Origin of the sequence: Aminobacter sp. UC22_36, assembly GCF_044056035.1 — a bacterium.
GTDB lineage: Bacteria > Pseudomonadota > Alphaproteobacteria > Rhizobiales > Rhizobiaceae > Aminobacter.
Map to the genome: position 1 here is coordinate 2399453 of NZ_CP171996.1, position 17935 is coordinate 2417387.

A 17935-nucleotide genomic window follows, 5' to 3' on the forward strand; every position below is an offset into this window, starting at 1 on the left:
CACGGGCGCGCTGATTTCCATTCCGCCATGAAATGGCTATGAATCCTTTGCATTGAAGCCGCTGTGCGCCGTGTCAGGCGCGGCCTTCCTCATTCTTGGACCAGTCGATGCGTTTGTTGCGCTGTTTCCTGCCCTGGCAGGTCATCATCGGACCGCGCGGTGTTGCCGCCGGCGATGTCGAGATCAAGAACCGCAAGAGCGGCGAGGGTGAAACGATGGCACTGCCCAGCGCCCTCCAGCGCCTGGGCGTTGCCGCATGAGCCAGACGGCAGCAGCCAAGCCGGCAGGCGCAGGGCCTTTCTCGGTGTTCGAGCGCATGGTGGCGTGGCGCTACCTGCGCTCGCGCCGCAACGAAACGATGATCTCGGTGATCGCCTCGATCTCCTTCCTCGGCATCATGCTGGGCGTTGCCACGCTGATCGTCGTGATGGCGGTGCTGAACGGTTTCCGAGCGGAGTTGCTGTCGCGGATCCTTGGCATCAACGGCCATCTCATCGTCACGCCGGTCGATCTGCCGCTGGAGGACTATGCCGAGCTTGCCAAGCGGATCAACGGTGTCTCAGGCGTCAAATACGCGATCCCGCTGATCGAAGGTCAGGTGCTGGCCCAGGGCAATGTCGGCGCCGGCTCCGGCGCACTGGTGCGCGGTATCAGGGGCGAGGATCTTGGCAAGCTCACGCTGCTTGCCAACAACATCAAGCAGGGTTCCATCGCCGAGTTCGATACGGCCGGCGGTGTCGCAATCGGCAGCCGCATGGCGGAGAATCTCGGCCTGGCGCCGGGTGACACCATTGCGCTGACGTCGCCTGACGGCGATGTCAGCTCGCTTGGCACGACAGCACGCCAGAAAGGTTATCCGGTGACGGCGATCTTCGAGGTCGGCATGTCCGAGTATGACAGCTCGATCGTCTTCATGCCGCTCAACGAGGCGCAGCTCTATTTCAATTCGGAAGGCAAGGCGCAGAGCCTTGAGGTTTATCTCGATAATCCCGACGATGTCGAAGCGATCAAGCCAAAGGTGGAGGAGGCGGCGCAGCGGCCGATCTTCCTGACCGACTGGCGCCAGCGCAACCAGACCTTCTTCTCGGCCCTGCAGGTCCAGCGCAACGTCATGTTCATGATCCTGACGCTGATCGTGCTGGTGGCCGCACTCAACATCATTTCCGGCCTGATCATGCTGGTGAAGGACAAGGGCCACGACATCGCGATCCTGCGCACGATGGGAGCGACGCGTGGCGCTGTCATGCGCATCTTCCTGATGACGGGCGCTGCCATCGGCATGACCGGGACGCTCGCTGGCGTTCTGCTCGGCGTGGTGATCTGCCTCAATGTCGAGCGCATCAGGCAGTTCTTCTCGTGGTTGTCGGGCACTGTGCTGTTCAATCCCGAGCTCTATTTCCTGTCCCAGCTGCCAGCCAAGATGGATGTCAGCGAGACCGTCTCGGTCGTGCTGATGGCGCTGGTGCTGTCGTTCCTGGCGACGTTGTTTCCGGCATGGCGGGCGGCCGCGCTCGATCCGGTCGAAGCCCTGAGGTATGAATGATGGGCATCGAGCATGTCATCGAGCTCAAGGGTGTCGAACGCCACTATGAGCAGGGATCGCGCAAGCTGACGATCCTCAACGACGCCAATTTTGCGCTCAAGGCAGGTGAGATGGTTGCTCTGGCGGCGCCATCTGGCGCCGGCAAGTCGACGCTGCTGCACACCGCCGGCCTGCTCGAGCGCCCGGACGCCGGCGATGTCTTTTTGAACGGCCGCGCCTGCGGGCGGCTGTCGGACGACGAGCGCACTGCCATCCGCCGCAACGACGTCGGTTTCGTCTATCAGTTCCATCACCTGCTGCCCGAATTCTCCGCGCTGGAGAATGTGATGATGCCGCAACTGGTGAAGGGCCTGAGCCCCAAGCAGGCGAGCGAGCGTGCGGCACAACTGCTCGACTACATGAAGATCGGCAAACGCGCCCAGCACCGTCCCTCTGAGCTCTCCGGCGGCGAGCAACAGCGCGTGGCGATTGCGCGTGCGGTGGCCAATGCGCCGCTGGTGCTGCTGGCCGACGAACCGACGGGCAATCTCGATCCGGTAACGGCGAGTTATGTCTTTGACGCGCTTTCAGCGCTGGTGCGCCAATCCGGCCTGGCAGCCCTGATCGCCACCCACAACCACGAGCTTGCAGGGCGCATGGATCGCCGCGTCACGCTGGCCGAAGGCAAGATCGTGCCGCTGCGCTAGCGGCACGATGGGGCGGAACCGCGCCTGCCTTGCATTGCGGCCGTGCGCAGCGGTGCCATTTTCAAATCTGATTGCCTCTCACAGCTGACGCCTGTTTGTTAACGGGCGGCGGCCGTTTTGCGCTCGCATAAATGCTTCATTTACTCTCGAATCGCTTGCGGCGGGTGCCTGCGCCCGAATGCAATGCCTCGCGTTGACATTCGAACAGAAATAGAACAAATTGAGAACATATTAAAAACAGGAGCAACAGATGACCGAGCTGGTACAAGATGTCATTTCGATGGTCTGCATGAGCACCTTCCTCGTCACCATGGCGATGTGGATCGGCGCGCTCTGATTTGAGCGCCTGTTGGGTGTTTTTTTGCCGCTGGCATTCCCAACCAGAAAACAGTGAGGCACCGGGCCATCCCGATGCCTGGAGGAGGCGGGACGCCGCCGCGATTGAGCAGGTGGATGAAGCGCGTCGACCGGCGCGCCAGGGAGGTGGCCTCAGGCCGTTTTCCGAACCGGGGCGGAAACGATGTCGGCCGGCCCGAAAATCTCCTCGAAGGCACCTTTGAGCGCGACGTCGAGGTCGGCCATCGTCACTGGAAGGCCGAGGTCGACGAGACTGGTGACGCCGTGATCAATGACTCCGCAAGGCACGATGCCGGAGAAGTGGCCGAGTTCCGGTTCAACATTGATGGCGATGCCGTGGAAGCTGACCCAGCGGCGCAGGCGGATGCCGATGGCCGCGATCTTGTCTTCCGCCGGCGAGCCGTCGGGTAGAGCGGGGCGGTCGGGGCGGACGACCCAAACACCGACGCGGTCCTCGCGGCGTTCGCCTTTCACGTTGAAGGCGGCAAGGGCTGAAATGATCCAGGCTTCGAGCGCCGCGACGAAGGCGCGAACGTCTTCGCGCCGGCGCTTGAGGTCGAGCATGACATAGGCCACGCGCTGGCCGGGGCCGTGATAGGTGTATTCGCCACCGCGGCCGGTCTTGAACACCGGAAAGCGGTCGGGCTCGACCAGATCCTGTTCCTGGGCGCTGGTGCCGGCGGTGTAGATTGGCGGATGCTCGACCAGCCAGACCATTTCGCCTGATGTGCCCTGGCGAATCGCATCGGCGCGCTGTTCCATGAAGGCGAGCGCCTGATCATAGGGGGTGAGACCGGGCTCGATTCGCCATTCGACGGGCGCTGAGCCGGGAAGGGCGAGAAACGACGTGGCGATAAGGCTGCGTTCGGTCATGTTGGGGGTCCGTTCGTCGACCTGATATGGCTGCTCGGGGCCGGAACGTCCAGTGCCTGAGCCTGGAAAGCCGGCTATTGGCGGCTGCCGTCAGGGACTTCCGCTGGGGCATGCAAGAATGATGGACGAATATTGCACAGGGCGCTTGTTTCCCCGGAAACGATTTGCTACATGCCGCGAGCCGGTTCGGACCGGCCCTTCGTGACAGTGCGGTCGTGGCGGAATTGGTAGACGCGCAGCGTTGAGGTCGCTGTGGGGCAACCCGTGGAAGTTCGAGTCTTCTCGACCGCACCATCACTTTTCAGATGACTACCAATCATCTGAGCAAGCTGTACCAGCCGGGCTGGGGAGCTTGAGCCTCGCCGGGCCAGCCGGCTTTTTCCAAGACTTTACAGAAGATTGTGCAGCTTTGCTGCAGTTGGTCGCGATGCCTGCGATCCAGGATGTTGCGTTGCGGCGCGTCCTGAGGCGCGCAGGGAGCGCTTTGCTATGCTGCCTAGCCGTCGCCAATTCGGCTCCAGCTTTTGACGTGTCGAGTTTAGGTACAGGCGGCGGCGGTTTTGCCGCTTTGATACGGTTGCCCGGAGCCATCAAATGGCCCCGGGCAGGTCCTGTGAGGAGGTCTTCTTAGCGACCGCGCCAGGCAAGCAGGCGCATGGCGTTGGCGGTGACAAGCACAGTGGCGCCGGTGTCGGCGAGGATCGCTGGCCAAAGCCCCGTCAGGCCGATGATGGTGGTCACCAGGAACACCGCCTTGAGGCCAAGCGCGATGGTGATGTTCTGGGCGATGTTGCCCATCACGGACTTCGACAGCGCGATCATGTCGGGGATGTCGGCGACGCGGCCATGCAGGATCGCGGCGTCGGCGGTTTCCAGCGCAACATCGGTGCCGCCGCCCATGGCGATGCCGAAATCAGCAGCGGCAAGAGCAGGGGCGTCGTTGATGCCGTCGCCGACCTTGGCGACAATCTGGCCCTGCTTCTGCAACTCACGCACGATGCGCTGTTTGTCGTCGGGCATCAGGCCGGCGCGGATGTTGATGCCGAGACCCTTGCCGATCGCTTTCGCCGTCGCCTCGTTGTCGCCAGTCAGCATCACGGTGGCGATGCCGTCGGCCTTGAGGGTGGCGAGAGCCGCGATGGCATCTGGGCGCGGTTCGTCGCGCATGGCGAGGATGCCCGCGACCTTGTTGTCGACCAGCAGCACCGAAACGGTCTTGCCGTCGGCGTTGAAGACGGCGATCTGGCTCTTCAGCTCGGCAGACAGTCCGGCCATTTCTTCGGCAGCGCTCGGCGAAGCCAGGAACACGTCTTCGCCGCCGACCGTGGCGGTGACACCTTTGCCGGCGATTGCCTTGGCGACGCTGGCCGGGGGGATCGGCACGCCGTCTGCCTTGGCGCGGCCCAGGATGGCGAGCGCCAGCGGATGGCTGGAGCCTGTCTCCAAGGCGGCTGCCAGCGACAGGACCTTGGCTTCGGAACAGTCGACGCCGACAATGTCGGTGACCTTGGGTTTGCCTTCGGTCAGCGTGCCGGTCTTGTCGAGCGCGACCATGGTCACGCGGCGCATGCCTTCGAGCACCGCGCCGCCCTTGAGCAGCAGGCCGCGCCGGGCGCCGGCGGACAGGCCGGCGGCAATTGCGGCGGGCGTCGAGATGACCAGCGCGCAGGGGCAGCCGATCAACAGGATGGCGAGACCCTTGTAGATCCATTCTTCCCATGAACCGCCGGCGACAAGCGGTGGCAGGATGGCGACAAGTGCGCCGACGACCAGCACAGCCGGAGTGTAATAACGCGAGAAGCGGTCGATGAAACGTTCGGTCGGCGCCTTGCTCTCTTGAGCCTCTTCGACCAGCTTGATGACACGGGCGATGGTGTTGTCGGCGGCAGCGGCGGTGACACGGACCCTGAGCACCGCATCGGTGTTGATCGTGCCGGCAAAGACGTCGTCGCCCATGGTCTTTAGTTTGGGCACGCTCTCGCCGGTGACTGGAGCTTCGTCGAGCGTGCTCGAACCTTCGACGATGGTGCCGTCGGCAGCAACGCGGTCGCCAGGCCGGACGAGCATGATCGCACCGACCTGAAGCGCATCGGCTGCGATTTCACGGGTCGTGCCGCCTTCCTCGACCAGCGCGGTCTTGGGGACAAGATCGGCTAGTCCGCGAATGCTGGCCCGCGCACGGCGAGCGGCGACGCCTTCCAGCAATTCGCCGATGAGAAACAGCAGCACGACCATCGTTGCTTCTTCGGTGGCGCCGATGAACACGGCGCCCACGGCAGCGATGGTCATCAGCGTCTCGATCGAGAATGGCGTGCCGGTGATAGCGCCGACAAAAGCGCGGCGCGCCACTGGCACCAACCCGACCGCAAGGGCAGCCAAAAACGCCCAATGGCCGAGCTGGGGCAGCAACTGGCCGATGGCATAGGCGGCGACAAGGGCTGCGCCGCAGGCGATCGTCAGTTTGGCCTTGCGCGATTGCCACCACGGGCCATCGTCGAGATCGAAATGATCGTGGCCGGCGCTTGCGGCGTCCGCTGCCGGCCTGCCATGGTTGTGTCCAGAGTGATCGCCATGGTCATGCCCAGCGTGATCATGCCCAGCATGGTTGCCGTGATCATGGCTGGCGTGGCCGCCATGGCTGTGATCGTGGCCGCAGGAGGGGCCGTGCTTGTGGTCGTTTGCCTCCGCGCTGCGGGCGGCGCCCAGTTCGGCGACGGAGTAGCCGAGCGCCTTCACCTGTTTCGAGATCGCGGCGGAAGGTGCCGGTCCCTGATGCGACACAGTCATCGTGCCGGCGGAAACCGAAATGCCGACCTCGGTGATGCCGGGCAGGCGGCTGACCGCGTTCTCGATCTTGGTCGCGCAAGAGGCGCAATCCATACCGCCAACGCGGAAGCGTGTTTTGCCGTGGCTGGCATCGTTCATGATGGGTCCTTTCAATCCACTATGAAGCAATGCTAGAATCTCTAGCCACTAGAGGATCAAGGGGTTTTTCGATGAATCTGCCAATTGGCGAACTGGCGCGGCGCACCGGCGTGAAAGTGCCGACGATCCGCTTCTATGAACAGATCGGCCTGATCGCCGCGCCGCCGCGCACCGAGGGCAACCAGCGCCGCTATGGCAAGGCCGAGATCGACCGGCTCAACTTCATCCGCCATGCCCGCGAACTCGGTTTCGAGGTCGACCACATCAGGGAACTGCTTGTCATGTCGCAGGAGCCGCAGGCCTCGTGCCACCAGGCCGACAGTATCGCCAAGTCGCATTTGCGGGAGGTCGACCGGCGCATCGAGCGGCTGCAGGCGCTGCGTGGCGAGCTGTCGCGCATGATCGACGAGTGTGGCCATGGCCGTATCTGCGACTGCCGTATCATCGAAGTGCTGGCCGATCACAGGCAATGTGTCAGCGAGCATGTGGCCTGATTGAAACAGCCGCCAACTGCATGTTTGATGCCGATTGGTCGGGCAGTATTTCATTTGATATTCCGGCCCTTTGCGGGCTAGGGATAACCCACCTCGAATCCCGAAATCCGCAAGCGGGAAGCGCCGATGGAAGCCCGACACGACCATATGCACGGCGCCGACGCCGCTGACGCTGTCCGCGCCGAAATCTATGGCGATGACGGGGTGATCCTTGCGCCGTTCCTGGCGCATATCGGCGCTGCGATCGCCGACCGCGACACGCTGACGCTGAAGCGCGACGTCTCCGTCCTGCACCAGTCCGAACTCGGCGACCTGCTCGAAGCCCTGCTGCCTGAGCAGCGGCTGGCGCTGGTCGAACTGATGGGCTCGGATTTCGACTTCTCGGCGCTGACCGAGGTCGACGAGGCGATCCGCCTCGATATCGTCGACAACCTGCCCAACGCGCAGATCGCCCAGGCCGTCCAGGAACTCGATTCCGACGACGCGGTCTACATCCTGGAAGACCTAGACACCGAGGACCAGGACGAGATCCTGGCGCAACTGCCGTTCACCGAGCGCATCAGGCTGCGTCGCTCGCTCGACTATCCCGAGGAATCGGCCGGTCGGCGCATGCAGACCGAGTTCGTCGCGGTGCCGCCATTCTGGACCGTCGGACAGACCATCGACTATCTGCGTGACGACAAGGACTTGCCTGATCGTTTCAGCCAGGTTTTTGTCATCGATCCAACCTTCAAGCTGCTCGGCGCCGTTGACCTCGACCAGATCCTGCGCACCAAGCGCGCGGTCAAGATCGAAGAGGTGATGCACGAAACGCGTCATGCCATTCCGGCCACGATGGACCAGGAAGAGGCGGCGCGCGAATTCGAGCAATACGATCTGCTCTCGGCCGCCGTCGTCGACGAGAATGAGCGGCTGGTCGGCGTCCTGACCATCGACGACGTTGTCGACGTCATCCAGCAGGAAGCCGAGGAGGATCTGCTGCGCATGGGCGGTGTCGGTGACGAAGAGCTGTCCGACACGGTGGCCGCGACTTCGCGCTCGCGGGTGCCGTGGCTGCTCGTCAATCTGGGCACCGCCTTCATCTCGGCCTCCGTCATCAGCCAGTTCGGCGCGACGATCGAGGAGATGGTGGCGCTGGCGGCGCTGATGCCGATCGTCGCCTCGCTTGGCGGCAACGCCGGCACCCAGACGATGACGGTGACTGTGCGCGCACTCGCCACCCGCGACCTCGACATCTACAATGCCGGGCGCGTCATCCGCCGCGAGGTGATGGTGGGCCTGCTCAATGGCGTGGTGATTGCGACCATCCTCGGGCTTGTCGCCGGCCTGTGGTTTCACAATCCGGACCTCGGCTTTGTCATCGCCGCGGCGATGGTTCTCAACATGCTGGCGGCAGCGCTCGGCGGCATCCTGATCCCGCTGCTGCTGGACAAATTCGGCGCCGATCCGGCGATCTCATCGTCGATCTTCACCACGATGATCACCGACGTTATTGGCTTCCTCGCCTTCCTCAGCCTCGCCACCTGGTGGCTGCATCTCGGCGCGGCGGCAGGTTAGTCGTGCTCGATTGACTTTTACGTAAATCGCGTGCGAGACTCCTTGGGGATCAGCGATGGTCCTTTTGGCCGCGCGGCGCTCACCGTTGCCCGGTGTAGCGCCTCGGCTAGTGCCCGGCATGATTTCAAGGCGGGGCGATACGTCCGCCGGGTGGAGAGACGATGCGGGAATATTATTCGATCACCGAACTGACCCGCGAATTCGATATTTCGACGCGAACGCTGCGCTTTTACGAAGACGAGGGGCTGGTGCAGCCGGTCCGCCGCGGTCGCACCCGGCTGTTCCGACCGTCTGACCGGCAGCTCATTCGCCAGATCATGCGCGGCAAGCGGCTCGGCTTCTCGATCAACGAGATCCGCGAGATCATCCAGATGTATCGCGAACCGCCCGGCGAGGTCGGTCAACTCAAGCTGATGATCAAGCGCATCGAGGAAAAGCGCGAAGATCTGCGTCAGAAGCGTCGCGATCTCGAGGAGACGCTGGCCGAACTTGACCAGGCCGAAGAGTCCTGTGTTGAACGGTTGGTCGAGTTGGGCGTCAACACCTGACAGCCGATAGCCGAGCGGGTCATCCGCCCCTTGGTGGTTCGGACTCACCAACGGCATTGTGGTATGGTTGGCTGCCCTTCGGGAGTAGCTCCGATGTCGATGCTCGTCAGGATGGTTCGCGGTTGGCCCGTCGTGAGCTTCGTGCTGCTGGCATTCGCGATCACCTGGATAGCCTTCATCCCATTCTATCAGGCAGGTGGCGAAGCCATCGCCTGGTTCACATTCGGCCCATTTGTCTCTGCCTTGGTCATTTCGGCCATTCTGGGCGGTTGGCCGAAGGTCCGTGCCCTGCTTGCGTCGGTGGTGAAATGGCGTGTGCCTCCCGTGTGGTACTTGGTGGCGATTGGCATGCCGGTGGTGGTGCAACTGCTCGCAATCTGGCTCAACCCCTTGTTTGGGGCCGCGCCGCCAAATTGGGCGAACGTGCCTGCGATTGCGGAAATCGCCGTCATGGTTGCGCTGCTGCTGGTCTTCAGCGGTCCGCTTGGCGAGGAACCTGGCTGGCGGGGTTTCGCGCTGCCGGCGTTTCTGCACGATCACGGAGCGCTGATTGCAAGTCTGGTGCTCGGATTGATCTGGGCGGCCTGGCACTTGCCCCTGCTGTTACTGAACGACTACGGCATTTCCAGCGCGCTCAACGTCATGGCAGCGGCGGTGGTGTTCACGTGGCTGTACCAGAACTCGGCGGGAAGCGTGCTGCCGGCGATCCTCATGCATGCATCGCACCAGAACAGCGTCCGGTTTCTCGGTCGCGTGTTTGAGGGCAGCGATGCAGTCCAGCATCAGTGGATCGGCTTGATGCTCTGGCTGGCGGTCGCACTCGCGATCGTTGCTGCGTATGGAACGCACAGCTTCCGCGGCCACGACGCAACCGTTGTCACGAGCTAGATCCAGCGCCGAACTTTCTTCGTGTAGTCGATGTATTTCTTGCCGAAGCGAGCCTGCAGGTGCTTTTCCTCTGGCACGATGGCGAGCTTTTGCGTGGCAAAGGCCGCGATCACGGCAAGGATGATGAACCAGACATTGGCTGTGATCAGCCCGATGGCGATCATCAGCAGCGTGTTGGCGAAGTAGATCGGGTTGCGGGTGAAGGAAAAGGCACCTGAGGTGACCAGATGCTCCGACGGCCTGTCGGGGCGGATGGTGGTCTTGGCACGCTTCAGCGTCTGCATGGCGGAATAATACATCGCAATGACGCCTGCCACTGCCAGCCAGCCGGCGGCATAAAGCAGGTCCGACAGCGGCTCGGTGATCCATGGCAAGGGATAAAGCAGTCCCAGCACCACAGCCATAGCGATGGCTGCGAGGTAAATGATCGGCGGCCAGGGCACCTTGCTAGGGGCGGCGTTGAGGTCTGTCACTGCGCTCCTCCTGGTATCGTCTGATTGTCGGTGCTGGTCGTGCACATGGCAGCGGTCTGGCCGACATGCGCCTTGAGCTCCGGACTCTGGTCGGCGGCATAGAGCCGGTCGAACGAATCATCTTTCTGCAATTCGTCGAGCATGCAGACACAGTAGCGCGAGCAGAAATCAGTGTCGCGGCTCTGCTCGCATGAAAGCTGGCAGGATTTCAGGAAGGTGACTTCGCGGGTTTCTACCGGGGCGGGGAAGACCTGGGGCGAAGAGCCAGACCAGCGAGATCATCACCGGCTGATGAATGAGGTAGAATGCAAGGCTGTGGCGGCCGAAGAAGGACAGCGGACGCGACCATGCGCCAGGCTGCAGCCGCGACATTTTTTCGATCAGGCCTGCCTTGAGCGCTAGCCCGGCTATGCCGATGCCGGCCAGCACCGCACCGAAGAAGGGAAACAGCGGGACGAAATCGTTGGAGCGCGGGTTGGCGGTGGACAGTCCGATCCAGACCAGCGCCGGGTGGTTGAAGGCTTCCGAGCGCAGATAGTTGGGAGCGATGACGACCAAAGCGGCGATGACCAGCGTCAACAGTGGTGGCAGGCGCAGGAAGGCAAGGCCAAGAACGCTCGCCAGGGCGATATGGTGCAGGATGCCGAAGAAAATGAAGGTGTCGGGGGTGGCGAACCATGTTGCGACGGTGATCGCCAGCGCCGCCGCCACCACCATGGCGAGCCGCCTGAAATATCCGGGCCAGCGGATGCCCTTGGCATGTGCCAGCACCAGGCTGACGCCGACGAGGAACAGGAAGCTCGAGGCGATGCAGCGGGCGAACAGCTTCCAGTTGCCATAGGCGGTCATGCCCGGGTCGGCATAACCGAAGAATTCGAGATCCCAGGCGAAGTGGTAGATCGCCATGGCGACAAGGGCCACGCCACGGGCGATGTCGATGACCGACACGCGCCGGAAGGGGGCTTGAACTTGTTCAGGGCTCGGTTGCATCGTCATGGTCATTCGCTTTTGCGTTTTCGGGTGTTGCAGCGCCCATGCAGCACTATCATGGTTGAAGCGGGGCGGAAGAGAGCCGGACGGCCGGTCGTGCACAGGCAATTGAAGGGGCGGGAATGACCGGACGGATGATGTCGCTGACGGAAGAACTGGTGGGCCGTTGCTATCGCGAGGTCGCCGATTCGGGGCCCGACCCCGACGCAGTGCATCTCGACGATGCCGACTATGAAGCGATGATCAACGAAACGCTTGCCGAACATCCGGAGGGCGGGCCGTTGTGGCTGTTCGCTTATGGTTCGCTGATCTGGAAGCCCGAGATCGAGCACACTGAAGAAAAGGTGGCGCTGGCGCGCGGCTGGCACCGCTCGTTTTGCATCAGCATGAACCGCTGGCGCGCCACCAGGGAGCAGCCCGGCCTGATGATGGGCATGGATCGCGGCGGCCAGTGCAAGGGCGTGGCGCTCAGGCTCACGGACGGCGACCGCCGCGAGCAGCTCGACAAGCTGTTCCGCCGCGAAATGACGCTGAAGCCCTCGACCTACAAACCGCGCTGGCTGAATCTCGCCACCGACAATGGCCCCCTGACCGCGCTTGCTTTCGTCGTCAATCGCGGTGGCCGCGCCTATGCCGGCGCGCTTGGCGAGGACGAGGTCGTGGAGCGGCTGGCGACGACCTGCGGTCACTGGGGATCGGCGGCAGACTATCTCTACAATGTGGTCAAGAACCTCGAACAGCGGGCGATCCACGACCGGCATATGTGGCGGCTGCAGCATCTGGTCGCCGAGCGAATCGCGGCGCGTAGCTGATCGCCAAAAGCCGCATTCGCGCCGTCTGGCGTCGGAATTTGGTTTGCCGCCCAAGCCATTTGTTTCTATAGTTGCGGCGTCGTCGGTTCCGTTACGGAATCAAGAGGGAATGCGGTAAGGGCCATTTGAAGGTCCGAAGCCGTGGCTGCCCCCGCAACTGTATGCGGTTAGCTCTCCCCAAATGCCACTGAAGCTTGCTTCGGGAAGGCGGGGAAGGGTGCCGATCCGCAAGCCAGGAGACCTGCCGGCGACAGGCACTTATCTCTGTGCCCTCGGGTGGAGGGCGAAAGGACTTATGATGAACACTGTTTCTGCTCTCGGCACCGACGTCTCTTCGCAGTCGCGTAGCATGCAGCTGGCGCTTGCCGCGCTGCTCGGCCTTTTCGTTGTTGGCTTCCTCGGGTTCTCGCATATGGACGTGGTGCACAACGCTGCCCACGACTATCGCCACTCGATGGCTTTCCCCTGCCACTAACCAAGGCGATCCAACAATGTCCATCTTCAGAAACGTCGTGTTCATCGCGGCGATCAGCGGGCTATTGGCCGGCGTGGTCCTTGCCGCACTCCAGACCTATGCAACCGATCCGCTGATCTTCAAGGCGGAGACCTATGAGAATGCCGGCGGCGGCCATGAGCATGCCGCCGCACCAGTTGCCGGCACTGAGGCGACCGCCCCTGCGGCCGGCGCCGAAACCACTGCGGCACAGGCTGCGGCGCCAGCCGAAGAAGAAGCCGAAGCATGGGCTCCGGCCGATGGCGCTGAGCGTTTTGCCTATTCGGCGCTCGCCAACATCGTCAGCGGCATCGCTTTCGGCCTGATCCTGGTCGCCGTTTCCGAGTTTGCCGGTGGCATCGCCAACTGGCGCCAGGGCGTGTTCTGGGGCTTTGCCGGCTTTGCCGTGTTCACCCTGGCTCCCGGTCTTGGCCTGCCGCCGGAACTGCCGGCGATGCCTGCCGCCGATCTTGTCTCTCGCCAGATCTGGTGGGCGCTGACCGTTGCCGCCACCGCAGCCGGGCTGGCGCTGATCGCCTTCAAGCAGTCGTTGCCGCTGGCGATCCTCGGCGTCGCGCTGATCGTCGTGCCGCACATCGTCGGTGCGCCGCAACCGGAAAGCCACGAGTCGCCGATCCCGGCCGACCTGCACCACAGCTTCGTCGTCGCCGTCACCATCACCAATCTGGTGTTCTGGGTCGTGCTGGGCGCTGTGGCAGGCTATGTGCGTAGCCGCTTCATGAGCGAGCCGGCGCCGTCGCTGAACGGCCGCCTTGCCTGAGAAGCTGACCTTCCTGCTCGGCGGTGCGCGCTCTGGAAAGAGCGCGCATGCCGAGCGGCTCATCACGCAATGTCCTGCGCCGTGGTCGTATGTCGCCACGGCGCAGGCTTATGACGACGAGATGCGCGAGCGCATTTCGATCCATCGCGGCCGCCGCGGCGAGGGCTGGCGGACGCTCGACGCGCCGCTGGATTTGGTGGGCGCGCTTGCCAGCCTGCCTGATGGCGCGCCTGTCTTGGTCGACTGCCTGACGCTCTGGATTACCAATCATATGCTGGCCGATCATGACGTCGAGGCCGAATGTGCGGCGCTCGTCGAGGTGCTGTCGCGTCCGCGCGGGCCGTGGTTCGTGGTCTCCAACGAGGTCGGGCTCGGCATCGTGCCCGACAATGCACTGGCCCGCCGTTTTCGTGACGATGCCGGCAGGCTCAATCAGAAGGTGGCGGCCGTGGCCGAAGAGGTGCTGTTTCTGGTCGCCGGCCTGCCGATGAAGGTGAAATGAGATGAAGACGATCGACGAGCAGGAAGCCGAACGCCACCGCGCCAAGATGGCCAAGCGCAAGGCGGTTCAGGATGCCGAGGTCGCCGGCAAGACCATCGTCGAGAAGGGGCTGCTGATCGTCAACACAGGTCCCGGCAAGGGCAAGTCGACGGCCGCATTCGGTCTGGCGCTGCGCATGCTGGGTTATGGCCAGCGGGTTGGCGTCGTGCAGTTCATCAAGGGCGCCTGGCATTCGGGAGAACAGGATGCCTTCGCCGCCTTCGGCGATCGCGTTGTCTGGCACACGATGGGCGAGGGCTTCACCTGGGAGACACAGGACATCAAGCGCGACATCGCCGCTGCCGAAGCAGCATGGGCCAAGGCGCAGGAGCTTCTGGCCGATCCGAGCATTTCGCTTGTCGTGCTCGACGAGCTCAACATCGCGCTGCGCTACGACTATCTCGACCTTGAAGCCGTGGTTGCTGCGCTCAAGGGCCGGCGCGAGGGGCTGCATGTCGTGGTTACCGGCCGCAACGCCAAGGCAGCATTGGTCGAGGCCGCCGACCTGGTGACCGAGATGGGCGCCACCAAGCATCATTTTGCGTCAGGCGTGAAGGCGCAGAAGGGTATCGAGTTCTGAGCGGCTGGCGGCGTCAGAGCCAGATGGCAAAGCCGACCAGGCCGATGGCGCCGACAAGGATGGCGTCAGCCGTCCAGTAGAGGCGCAGGGCTGCGCGGATGTCGTGGGCATTGGCGTCACGGCGGCCGCCTGATCCCATGAAGGCGTCCTCGACCAAAACGCCGCCATAGGCACGCGGCCCGGCAAGGGCGAGGCCGAGCGCACCGGCCATGGCGGCCTCGGGCCAGCCGGCATTGGGTGAACGGTGTTTTTGGGCGTCGCGCCAGACGGCCTCCCAGGCGGCCTTCGGCTCGGCGCCGGGCACGAGGAAGGCGGCGAGCACGATGGCAAGTGCGGTCAGGCGTGAGGCCGGCAGGTTGATGAGGTCGTCGAAACGGGCGGCGGCCCAGCCGAAGGCTTCGTGGCGGCTGGTGCGGTGGCCGATCATCGAATCGGCGGTGTTGGCCGCCTTGTAGGCAGCACCTCCGGCGAAGCCTGAGATAGCGAGCCAGAAGGCAGGTGCGGTGATGCCGTCGGAGAAGTTTTCGGCCAGGCTCTCAATGGCGGCACGGCTGACGCCTGATACGTCCAGGCGTTCGGGGTCGCGGCCGACGATCTGCGAGACGGCCTTGCGGCCGGCAACTAGGCCGCCGCTGTCGAGCGCGTCGGCCACGGCCTTCACGTGGCTGCCGAGGCTGCGCTGGGCGACGAGGGTGGAAGCGGCGATGGCCGTCAGAAGCATGCCGAAGGGGACAAGACCGAACAGGCGCTCCATGGCGAAGGCGATTGTGGCGGGCACGGTGACGATGACGACGAGGGCGGCCACGCCCCAGATGCGGCGCTGAGCGTCGGTATCGGTGGCTCGGTTGAGGCTGATGTCGAGAAAGGATATCAGCTTGCCGATCCAGATCACCGGATGACCGATCTTGCGCACAAGCCGGTCCGGATAGCCGAGACCGAGTTCAACCAGAAGCGACAGGAAGGCGAGCGGAAAAGACATGACGCTTCTTGCAGGACGTAGGACAGGGACCGTGGACCACGGCGGCAGCCTGGAACGGGCGAGGGCGCTGTTTCCGGGAGCGCCCGAACCATTCGTCGACCTGTCGACCGGGATTAATCCAAACTCCTATCCGCTTTTCGAGCTGCCTGCCACAGCCTTGTCGCGCCTGCCCGAGCCGGGCCGGGCGCGCGACCTCGCAGCAGTTGCCGCCACTGCGTATGGCGCGCCCTCGGCCGCCCATGTGGTGCCGGCGCCGGGCACGCAGATTCTGCTGCCCCGCATCGCCTCGCTGGTGCGGCCAGGTCACGCCTTCGTGCTCGGGCCGACCTACCAGGAGCACGCGCGGGCTGCAGCGATCGCCGGTCACCAGGTGGCCGAGACAAGCGATTTCAGCCAGCTTTTCGACGCCGACCTCGCCGTTGTGGTCAATCCGAACAATCCGGACGGCCGCGTTATCAAGCGCTCGGACCTGCTCGAACTGGCAGCCAGCCTGCGCGCGCGCGGCGGGCTTTTGGTCGTCGACGAGGCGTTCATGGATGTCGGCCCGCAAGCGCAGAGCCTTGCCGGCGATGTCGAGCAGGGCGGCATCGTCGTGCTGCGCTCCTTCGGCAAATTTTATGGGCTCGCCGGCATCCGGCTCGGCTTCGCGCTGGCCCATCCTGACATCGCCGAGCGACTGGAGGAGGAACTGGGTCCCTGGTCGGTGGCGGTGCCGTCGCTCGAATATGGCATCAAGGCGCTGTCGGATACTGACTGGCAGCGCGAGATGCGCATCACGCTCGGACAGGCCGCGCATCGACTCGACCAGACATTTGCGCGAGCTGGAGTCATCGTCACTGGTGGCACGTCGCTGTTTCGCCATGTCGACATCCCTGATGCCGCCGGGCTGTTCAGGGCGTTGGGGCGAGAAGGCATTCTTGTGCGCAGCTTTGTTGACCGGCCGACGCAGCTGCGTTGCGGCTTGCCGGGGCACGAGGTTGCATGGCGGCGGCTGGATGTTGCGTTGGGCGACTGGGCGCAGGACCGGCAGGACGGGAAAACCAAGCCATGATCTATGTCAGCCCGCTCTCCAGGATCGAAGAAACGGTGGTGCGCGTCGGTGCCGTGCGGCTGATATCGCTACTGTCAGTCGGGACAGAGATGGCACGGCCCGCGGCCATCCGCGCCGAAAACCACCTGTTGATGAACATGCACGACATCGCTACCGCGCAGGACGGCATGACGTTGCCTGGTGAGGCGCATGTGCGGCAATTGCTCGACTTTGCCCGTGCGTGGGATAGGTCGAGGCCGCTGGCGATCAATTGCTGGGCCGGTGTCAGCCGCTCGACGGCGTCCGCCTACATCATTGCTGCGGCGCTCGATCCTTCGCGCGACGAGGTGGAGCTTGCGGCGACGCTGCGCAGGCATTCACCCACGGCCACACCCAATCCGCGCCTGATCGCGGTGGCGGACCAGATCCTTGGCCGCAACGGGCGGATGGTCTCGGCTATCGCCGCTATCGGACGCGGTGCCGACTGTTTCGAAGGCGTGCCGTTCGGGCTTGAAGTCTAGGCGATCCAGTCGGCCAGCCTGGCCTTGCGGATGTCCTGCAGCAGCCGGACAAAACCGTCCGCCTGATGGGCTGCGGTGAGGCGGCCTTTTTCTGCGGTAGCGATTGCCGCATTGCCGACGACGCCATGTGGATTGAGGTCGGAAGCGATCCAGGAAAAACCGTGCGGGCCGTGCGGTCGCAGTAACTCGAACTCACCTTCGGCGCGCTCGAAGCTCGAGGCAAAATCCTCTGCCTTTGCCATGTCGACCAACTCGGGCTGGAAGTGCAGCATCAGCGATGTCTCGACGTCGCCGCCATGGATACCGAGCCGGATCTCGGGGGCAGGGTAGAGGCCGTCGGGAGTGCCGAAACGGCCCCAGCTCGACCGTACCGACAGGGCATCGAAGCGGACGCGCAGTTCGCGCGAGACGATGCCCATCACCTCTTCGTTGCCACCATGCGAGGTGACAAACACGAATTTGCGGATACCTGTCCGGGCAACCGACGCGCCGAGTTCTGTCCAGGCGTCGACCAGCATATTAGCCGGCAGGCTGAGCGTGCCGGGTGCATGGATGTGCTCGTCGGATTTGCCTACAGCCTGGATCGGCAGGAAGCGAGCGTCGAGGTTTTCTGGAAGCCGCGAAAAGACCTGCGAAAGCATGCCTTCCATGATCGTCAGGTCGGTCGACACAGGCAGATGCGGCCCGTGCTGCTCGACGGCCGCAACGGGGATGACGGCGATGGTCGTTTCAGGATCGATCGCCGTGAAATCGGCCGCCTTGAAGTCGCCCCACCAGACGCGTCGCTGCTTTTTCGTCACTGCCCGGCCTCGCCGCATGAAACTCGCATTCGACTGAATATGTCAGCGCGGCCAAATTTGTAAG

Annotated in this window: 18 protein-coding genes, 1 tRNA gene, 2 pseudogenes and 1 riboswitch; of the genes and pseudogenes, 15 read left to right on the forward strand and 6 right to left on the reverse strand. The window is 63.7% G+C overall.

Features of this window, described 5'->3' with window-relative positions:
* Positions 1-128 precede the first annotated feature (128 nt).
* The 3 genes and pseudogenes from ACHMW7_RS14925 to ACHMW7_RS14935 form a co-directional block, all read left to right on the forward strand.
* Positions 129-260 (forward strand): annotated as a pseudogene (locus ACHMW7_RS14925) (His/Gly/Thr/Pro-type tRNA ligase C-terminal domain-containing protein); the annotation flags it as partial.
* Complete coding sequence (locus tag ACHMW7_RS14930; RefSeq protein ID WP_395450965.1) at positions 257-1543, forward strand: lipoprotein-releasing ABC transporter permease subunit; 1287 nt, start codon at positions 257-259, stop codon at positions 1541-1543. The pseudogene ACHMW7_RS14925 and the gene ACHMW7_RS14930, both read left to right, overlap by 4 nt.
* Positions 1543-2229: an ABC transporter ATP-binding protein gene (locus ACHMW7_RS14935; protein WP_395451332.1), complete on the forward strand. Its 687-nt coding sequence runs from the start codon at positions 1543-1545 to the stop codon at positions 2227-2229. The genes ACHMW7_RS14930 and ACHMW7_RS14935 overlap by 1 nt, the downstream gene beginning before the upstream one ends.
* A 489-nt stretch (positions 2230-2718) precedes the next feature.
* On the opposite strand, the gene lipB is transcribed toward ACHMW7_RS14935, so the two are convergent.
* A complete protein-coding gene (gene lipB / locus ACHMW7_RS14940) occupies positions 2719-3459 on the reverse strand; it encodes a lipoyl(octanoyl) transferase LipB (RefSeq protein WP_395450966.1) in 741 nt (246 codons plus the stop codon).
* Positions 3460-3668: 209 nt separating this feature from the next.
* Between lipB and ACHMW7_RS14945 the strand changes: the two genes are divergently transcribed.
* A tRNA-Leu gene (locus ACHMW7_RS14945) sits at positions 3669-3753 on the forward strand.
* Between the two features lie 333 nt (positions 3754-4086).
* On the opposite strand, the gene ACHMW7_RS14950 is transcribed toward ACHMW7_RS14945, so the two are convergent.
* Entirely contained in the window at positions 4087-6384 is a 2298-nt protein-coding gene (locus ACHMW7_RS14950; protein WP_395450967.1) for a heavy metal translocating P-type ATPase, read from the reverse strand.
* Between the two features lie 71 nt (positions 6385-6455).
* Here ACHMW7_RS14950 and ACHMW7_RS14955 point away from each other — a divergent pair, with 71 nt between their 5' ends.
* The 4 genes from ACHMW7_RS14955 (at position 6456) to ACHMW7_RS14970 (ending at position 9871) form a co-directional block, all read left to right on the forward strand.
* Entirely contained in the window at positions 6456-6878 is a 423-nt protein-coding gene (locus ACHMW7_RS14955; RefSeq protein WP_184767269.1) for a helix-turn-helix domain-containing protein, read from the forward strand.
* Positions 6879-7004: 126 nt separating this feature from the next.
* The gene (gene mgtE, locus ACHMW7_RS14960; RefSeq protein ID WP_395450968.1) at positions 7005-8435 is read left to right on the forward strand and encodes a magnesium transporter; all 1431 of its coding nucleotides are present in this window, start codon (positions 7005-7007) and stop codon (positions 8433-8435) included.
* A 161-nt stretch (positions 8436-8596) separates the two neighbouring features.
* Positions 8597-8983, forward strand: a complete 387-nt coding sequence (locus tag ACHMW7_RS14965) for a MerR family DNA-binding transcriptional regulator (protein ID WP_214388907.1) — start codon at positions 8597-8599, stop codon at positions 8981-8983.
* 93 nt (positions 8984-9076) lie between these two features.
* A complete protein-coding gene (locus ACHMW7_RS14970) occupies positions 9077-9871 on the forward strand; it encodes a type II CAAX prenyl endopeptidase Rce1 family protein (RefSeq protein ID WP_395450969.1) in 795 nt (264 codons plus the stop codon).
* On the opposite strand, the gene ACHMW7_RS14975 is transcribed toward ACHMW7_RS14970, so the two are convergent.
* Entirely contained in the window at positions 9868-10344 is a 477-nt protein-coding gene (locus ACHMW7_RS14975) for a methyltransferase family protein (protein ID WP_395450970.1), read from the reverse strand. The two genes, ACHMW7_RS14970 and ACHMW7_RS14975, sit on opposite strands and share 4 nt — an antisense overlap.
* Positions 10341-11340: pseudogene (locus ACHMW7_RS14980) on the reverse strand (DUF1624 domain-containing protein). Before ACHMW7_RS14980 ends, ACHMW7_RS14975 begins: the two are co-directional and overlap by 4 nt.
* 116 nt (positions 11341-11456) lie before the next feature.
* Between ACHMW7_RS14980 and ACHMW7_RS14985 the strand changes: the two are divergent.
* The 5 genes from ACHMW7_RS14985 to cobO all read left to right on the forward strand — a co-directional run bounded on the left by ACHMW7_RS14985 (position 11457) and on the right by cobO (position 14541).
* A complete protein-coding gene (locus ACHMW7_RS14985) occupies positions 11457-12146 on the forward strand; it encodes a gamma-glutamylcyclotransferase (RefSeq protein WP_395450971.1) in 690 nt (229 codons plus the stop codon).
* A gap of 66 nt (positions 12147-12212) precedes the next feature.
* Positions 12213-12410: riboswitch (cobalamin riboswitch) on the forward strand.
* A gap of 34 nt (positions 12411-12444) precedes the next feature.
* The gene (locus ACHMW7_RS14990) at positions 12445-12621 is read left to right on the forward strand and encodes a CbtB-domain containing protein (protein ID WP_067960811.1); all 177 of its coding nucleotides are present in this window, start codon (positions 12445-12447) and stop codon (positions 12619-12621) included.
* Between the two features lie 16 nt (positions 12622-12637).
* Positions 12638-13420, forward strand: coding sequence for a CbtA family protein (locus tag ACHMW7_RS14995; protein ID WP_395450972.1), 783 nt, complete (start codon positions 12638-12640; stop codon positions 13418-13420).
* On the forward strand, positions 13413-13922 hold the full coding sequence (gene cobU, locus ACHMW7_RS15000; protein WP_395450973.1) for a bifunctional adenosylcobinamide kinase/adenosylcobinamide-phosphate guanylyltransferase: 510 nt from the start codon (positions 13413-13415) through the stop codon (positions 13920-13922). Before ACHMW7_RS14995 ends, cobU begins: the two co-directional genes overlap by 8 nt.
* A gap of 1 nt (position 13923) precedes the next feature.
* The gene (gene cobO, locus ACHMW7_RS15005; protein ID WP_395450974.1) at positions 13924-14541 is read left to right on the forward strand and encodes a cob(I)yrinic acid a,c-diamide adenosyltransferase; all 618 of its coding nucleotides are present in this window, start codon (positions 13924-13926) and stop codon (positions 14539-14541) included.
* A gap of 13 nt (positions 14542-14554) precedes the next feature.
* On the opposite strand, the gene cbiB is transcribed toward cobO, so the two are convergent.
* Positions 14555-15520 (reverse strand): adenosylcobinamide-phosphate synthase CbiB, encoded by a 966-nt coding sequence (gene cbiB, locus ACHMW7_RS15010; protein ID WP_395450975.1) that lies wholly within the window; start codon positions 15518-15520, stop codon positions 14555-14557.
* Between cbiB and cobD the strand changes: the two genes are divergently transcribed.
* A complete protein-coding gene (gene cobD / locus ACHMW7_RS15015; RefSeq protein WP_395450976.1) occupies positions 15519-16571 on the forward strand; it encodes a threonine-phosphate decarboxylase CobD in 1053 nt (350 codons plus the stop codon). The genes cbiB and cobD overlap by 2 nt on opposite strands.
* Positions 16568-17071, forward strand: coding sequence for a tyrosine phosphatase family protein (locus ACHMW7_RS15020; RefSeq protein WP_395450977.1), 504 nt, complete (start codon positions 16568-16570; stop codon positions 17069-17071). The genes cobD and ACHMW7_RS15020 overlap by 4 nt, the downstream gene beginning before the upstream one ends.
* Here the strand turns inward: ACHMW7_RS15020 and ACHMW7_RS15025 are convergent.
* On the reverse strand, positions 17068-17871 hold the full coding sequence (locus tag ACHMW7_RS15025; RefSeq protein WP_395450978.1) for a creatininase family protein: 804 nt from the start codon (positions 17869-17871) through the stop codon (positions 17068-17070). The genes ACHMW7_RS15020 and ACHMW7_RS15025 overlap by 4 nt on opposite strands.
* Between the last annotated feature and the right edge of the window lie 64 nt (positions 17872-17935).

Coding starts and splice junctions, on each gene's coding strand:
- ACHMW7_RS14930 (WP_395450965.1), top strand. CDS start 257: ATGAGCCAGACGGCAGCAGCCAAGCCGGCAGGCGCAGGGCCTTTCTCG.
- ACHMW7_RS14935 (WP_395451332.1), top strand. CDS start 1,543: ATGGGCATCGAGCATGTCATCGAGCTCAAGGGTGTCGAACGCCACTAT.
- lipB (WP_395450966.1), bottom strand. CDS start 3,459: ATGACCGAACGCAGCCTTATCGCCACGTCGTTTCTCGCCCTTCCCGGC.
- ACHMW7_RS14950 (WP_395450967.1), bottom strand. CDS start 6,384: ATGAACGATGCCAGCCACGGCAAAACACGCTTCCGCGTTGGCGGTATG.
- ACHMW7_RS14955 (WP_184767269.1), top strand. CDS start 6,456: ATGAATCTGCCAATTGGCGAACTGGCGCGGCGCACCGGCGTGAAAGTG.
- mgtE (WP_395450968.1), top strand. CDS start 7,005: ATGGAAGCCCGACACGACCATATGCACGGCGCCGACGCCGCTGACGCT.
- ACHMW7_RS14965 (WP_214388907.1), top strand. CDS start 8,597: ATGCGGGAATATTATTCGATCACCGAACTGACCCGCGAATTCGATATT.
- ACHMW7_RS14970 (WP_395450969.1), top strand. CDS start 9,077: ATGTCGATGCTCGTCAGGATGGTTCGCGGTTGGCCCGTCGTGAGCTTC.
- ACHMW7_RS14985 (WP_395450971.1), top strand. CDS start 11,457: ATGACCGGACGGATGATGTCGCTGACGGAAGAACTGGTGGGCCGTTGC.
- ACHMW7_RS14990 (WP_067960811.1), top strand. CDS start 12,445: ATGAACACTGTTTCTGCTCTCGGCACCGACGTCTCTTCGCAGTCGCGT.
- ACHMW7_RS14995 (WP_395450972.1), top strand. CDS start 12,638: ATGTCCATCTTCAGAAACGTCGTGTTCATCGCGGCGATCAGCGGGCTA.
- cobO (WP_395450974.1), top strand. CDS start 13,924: ATGAAGACGATCGACGAGCAGGAAGCCGAACGCCACCGCGCCAAGATG.
- cobD (WP_395450976.1), top strand. CDS start 15,519: ATGACGCTTCTTGCAGGACGTAGGACAGGGACCGTGGACCACGGCGGC.
- cbiB (WP_395450975.1), bottom strand. CDS start 15,520: ATGTCTTTTCCGCTCGCCTTCCTGTCGCTTCTGGTTGAACTCGGTCTC.
- ACHMW7_RS15020 (WP_395450977.1), top strand. CDS start 16,568: ATGATCTATGTCAGCCCGCTCTCCAGGATCGAAGAAACGGTGGTGCGC.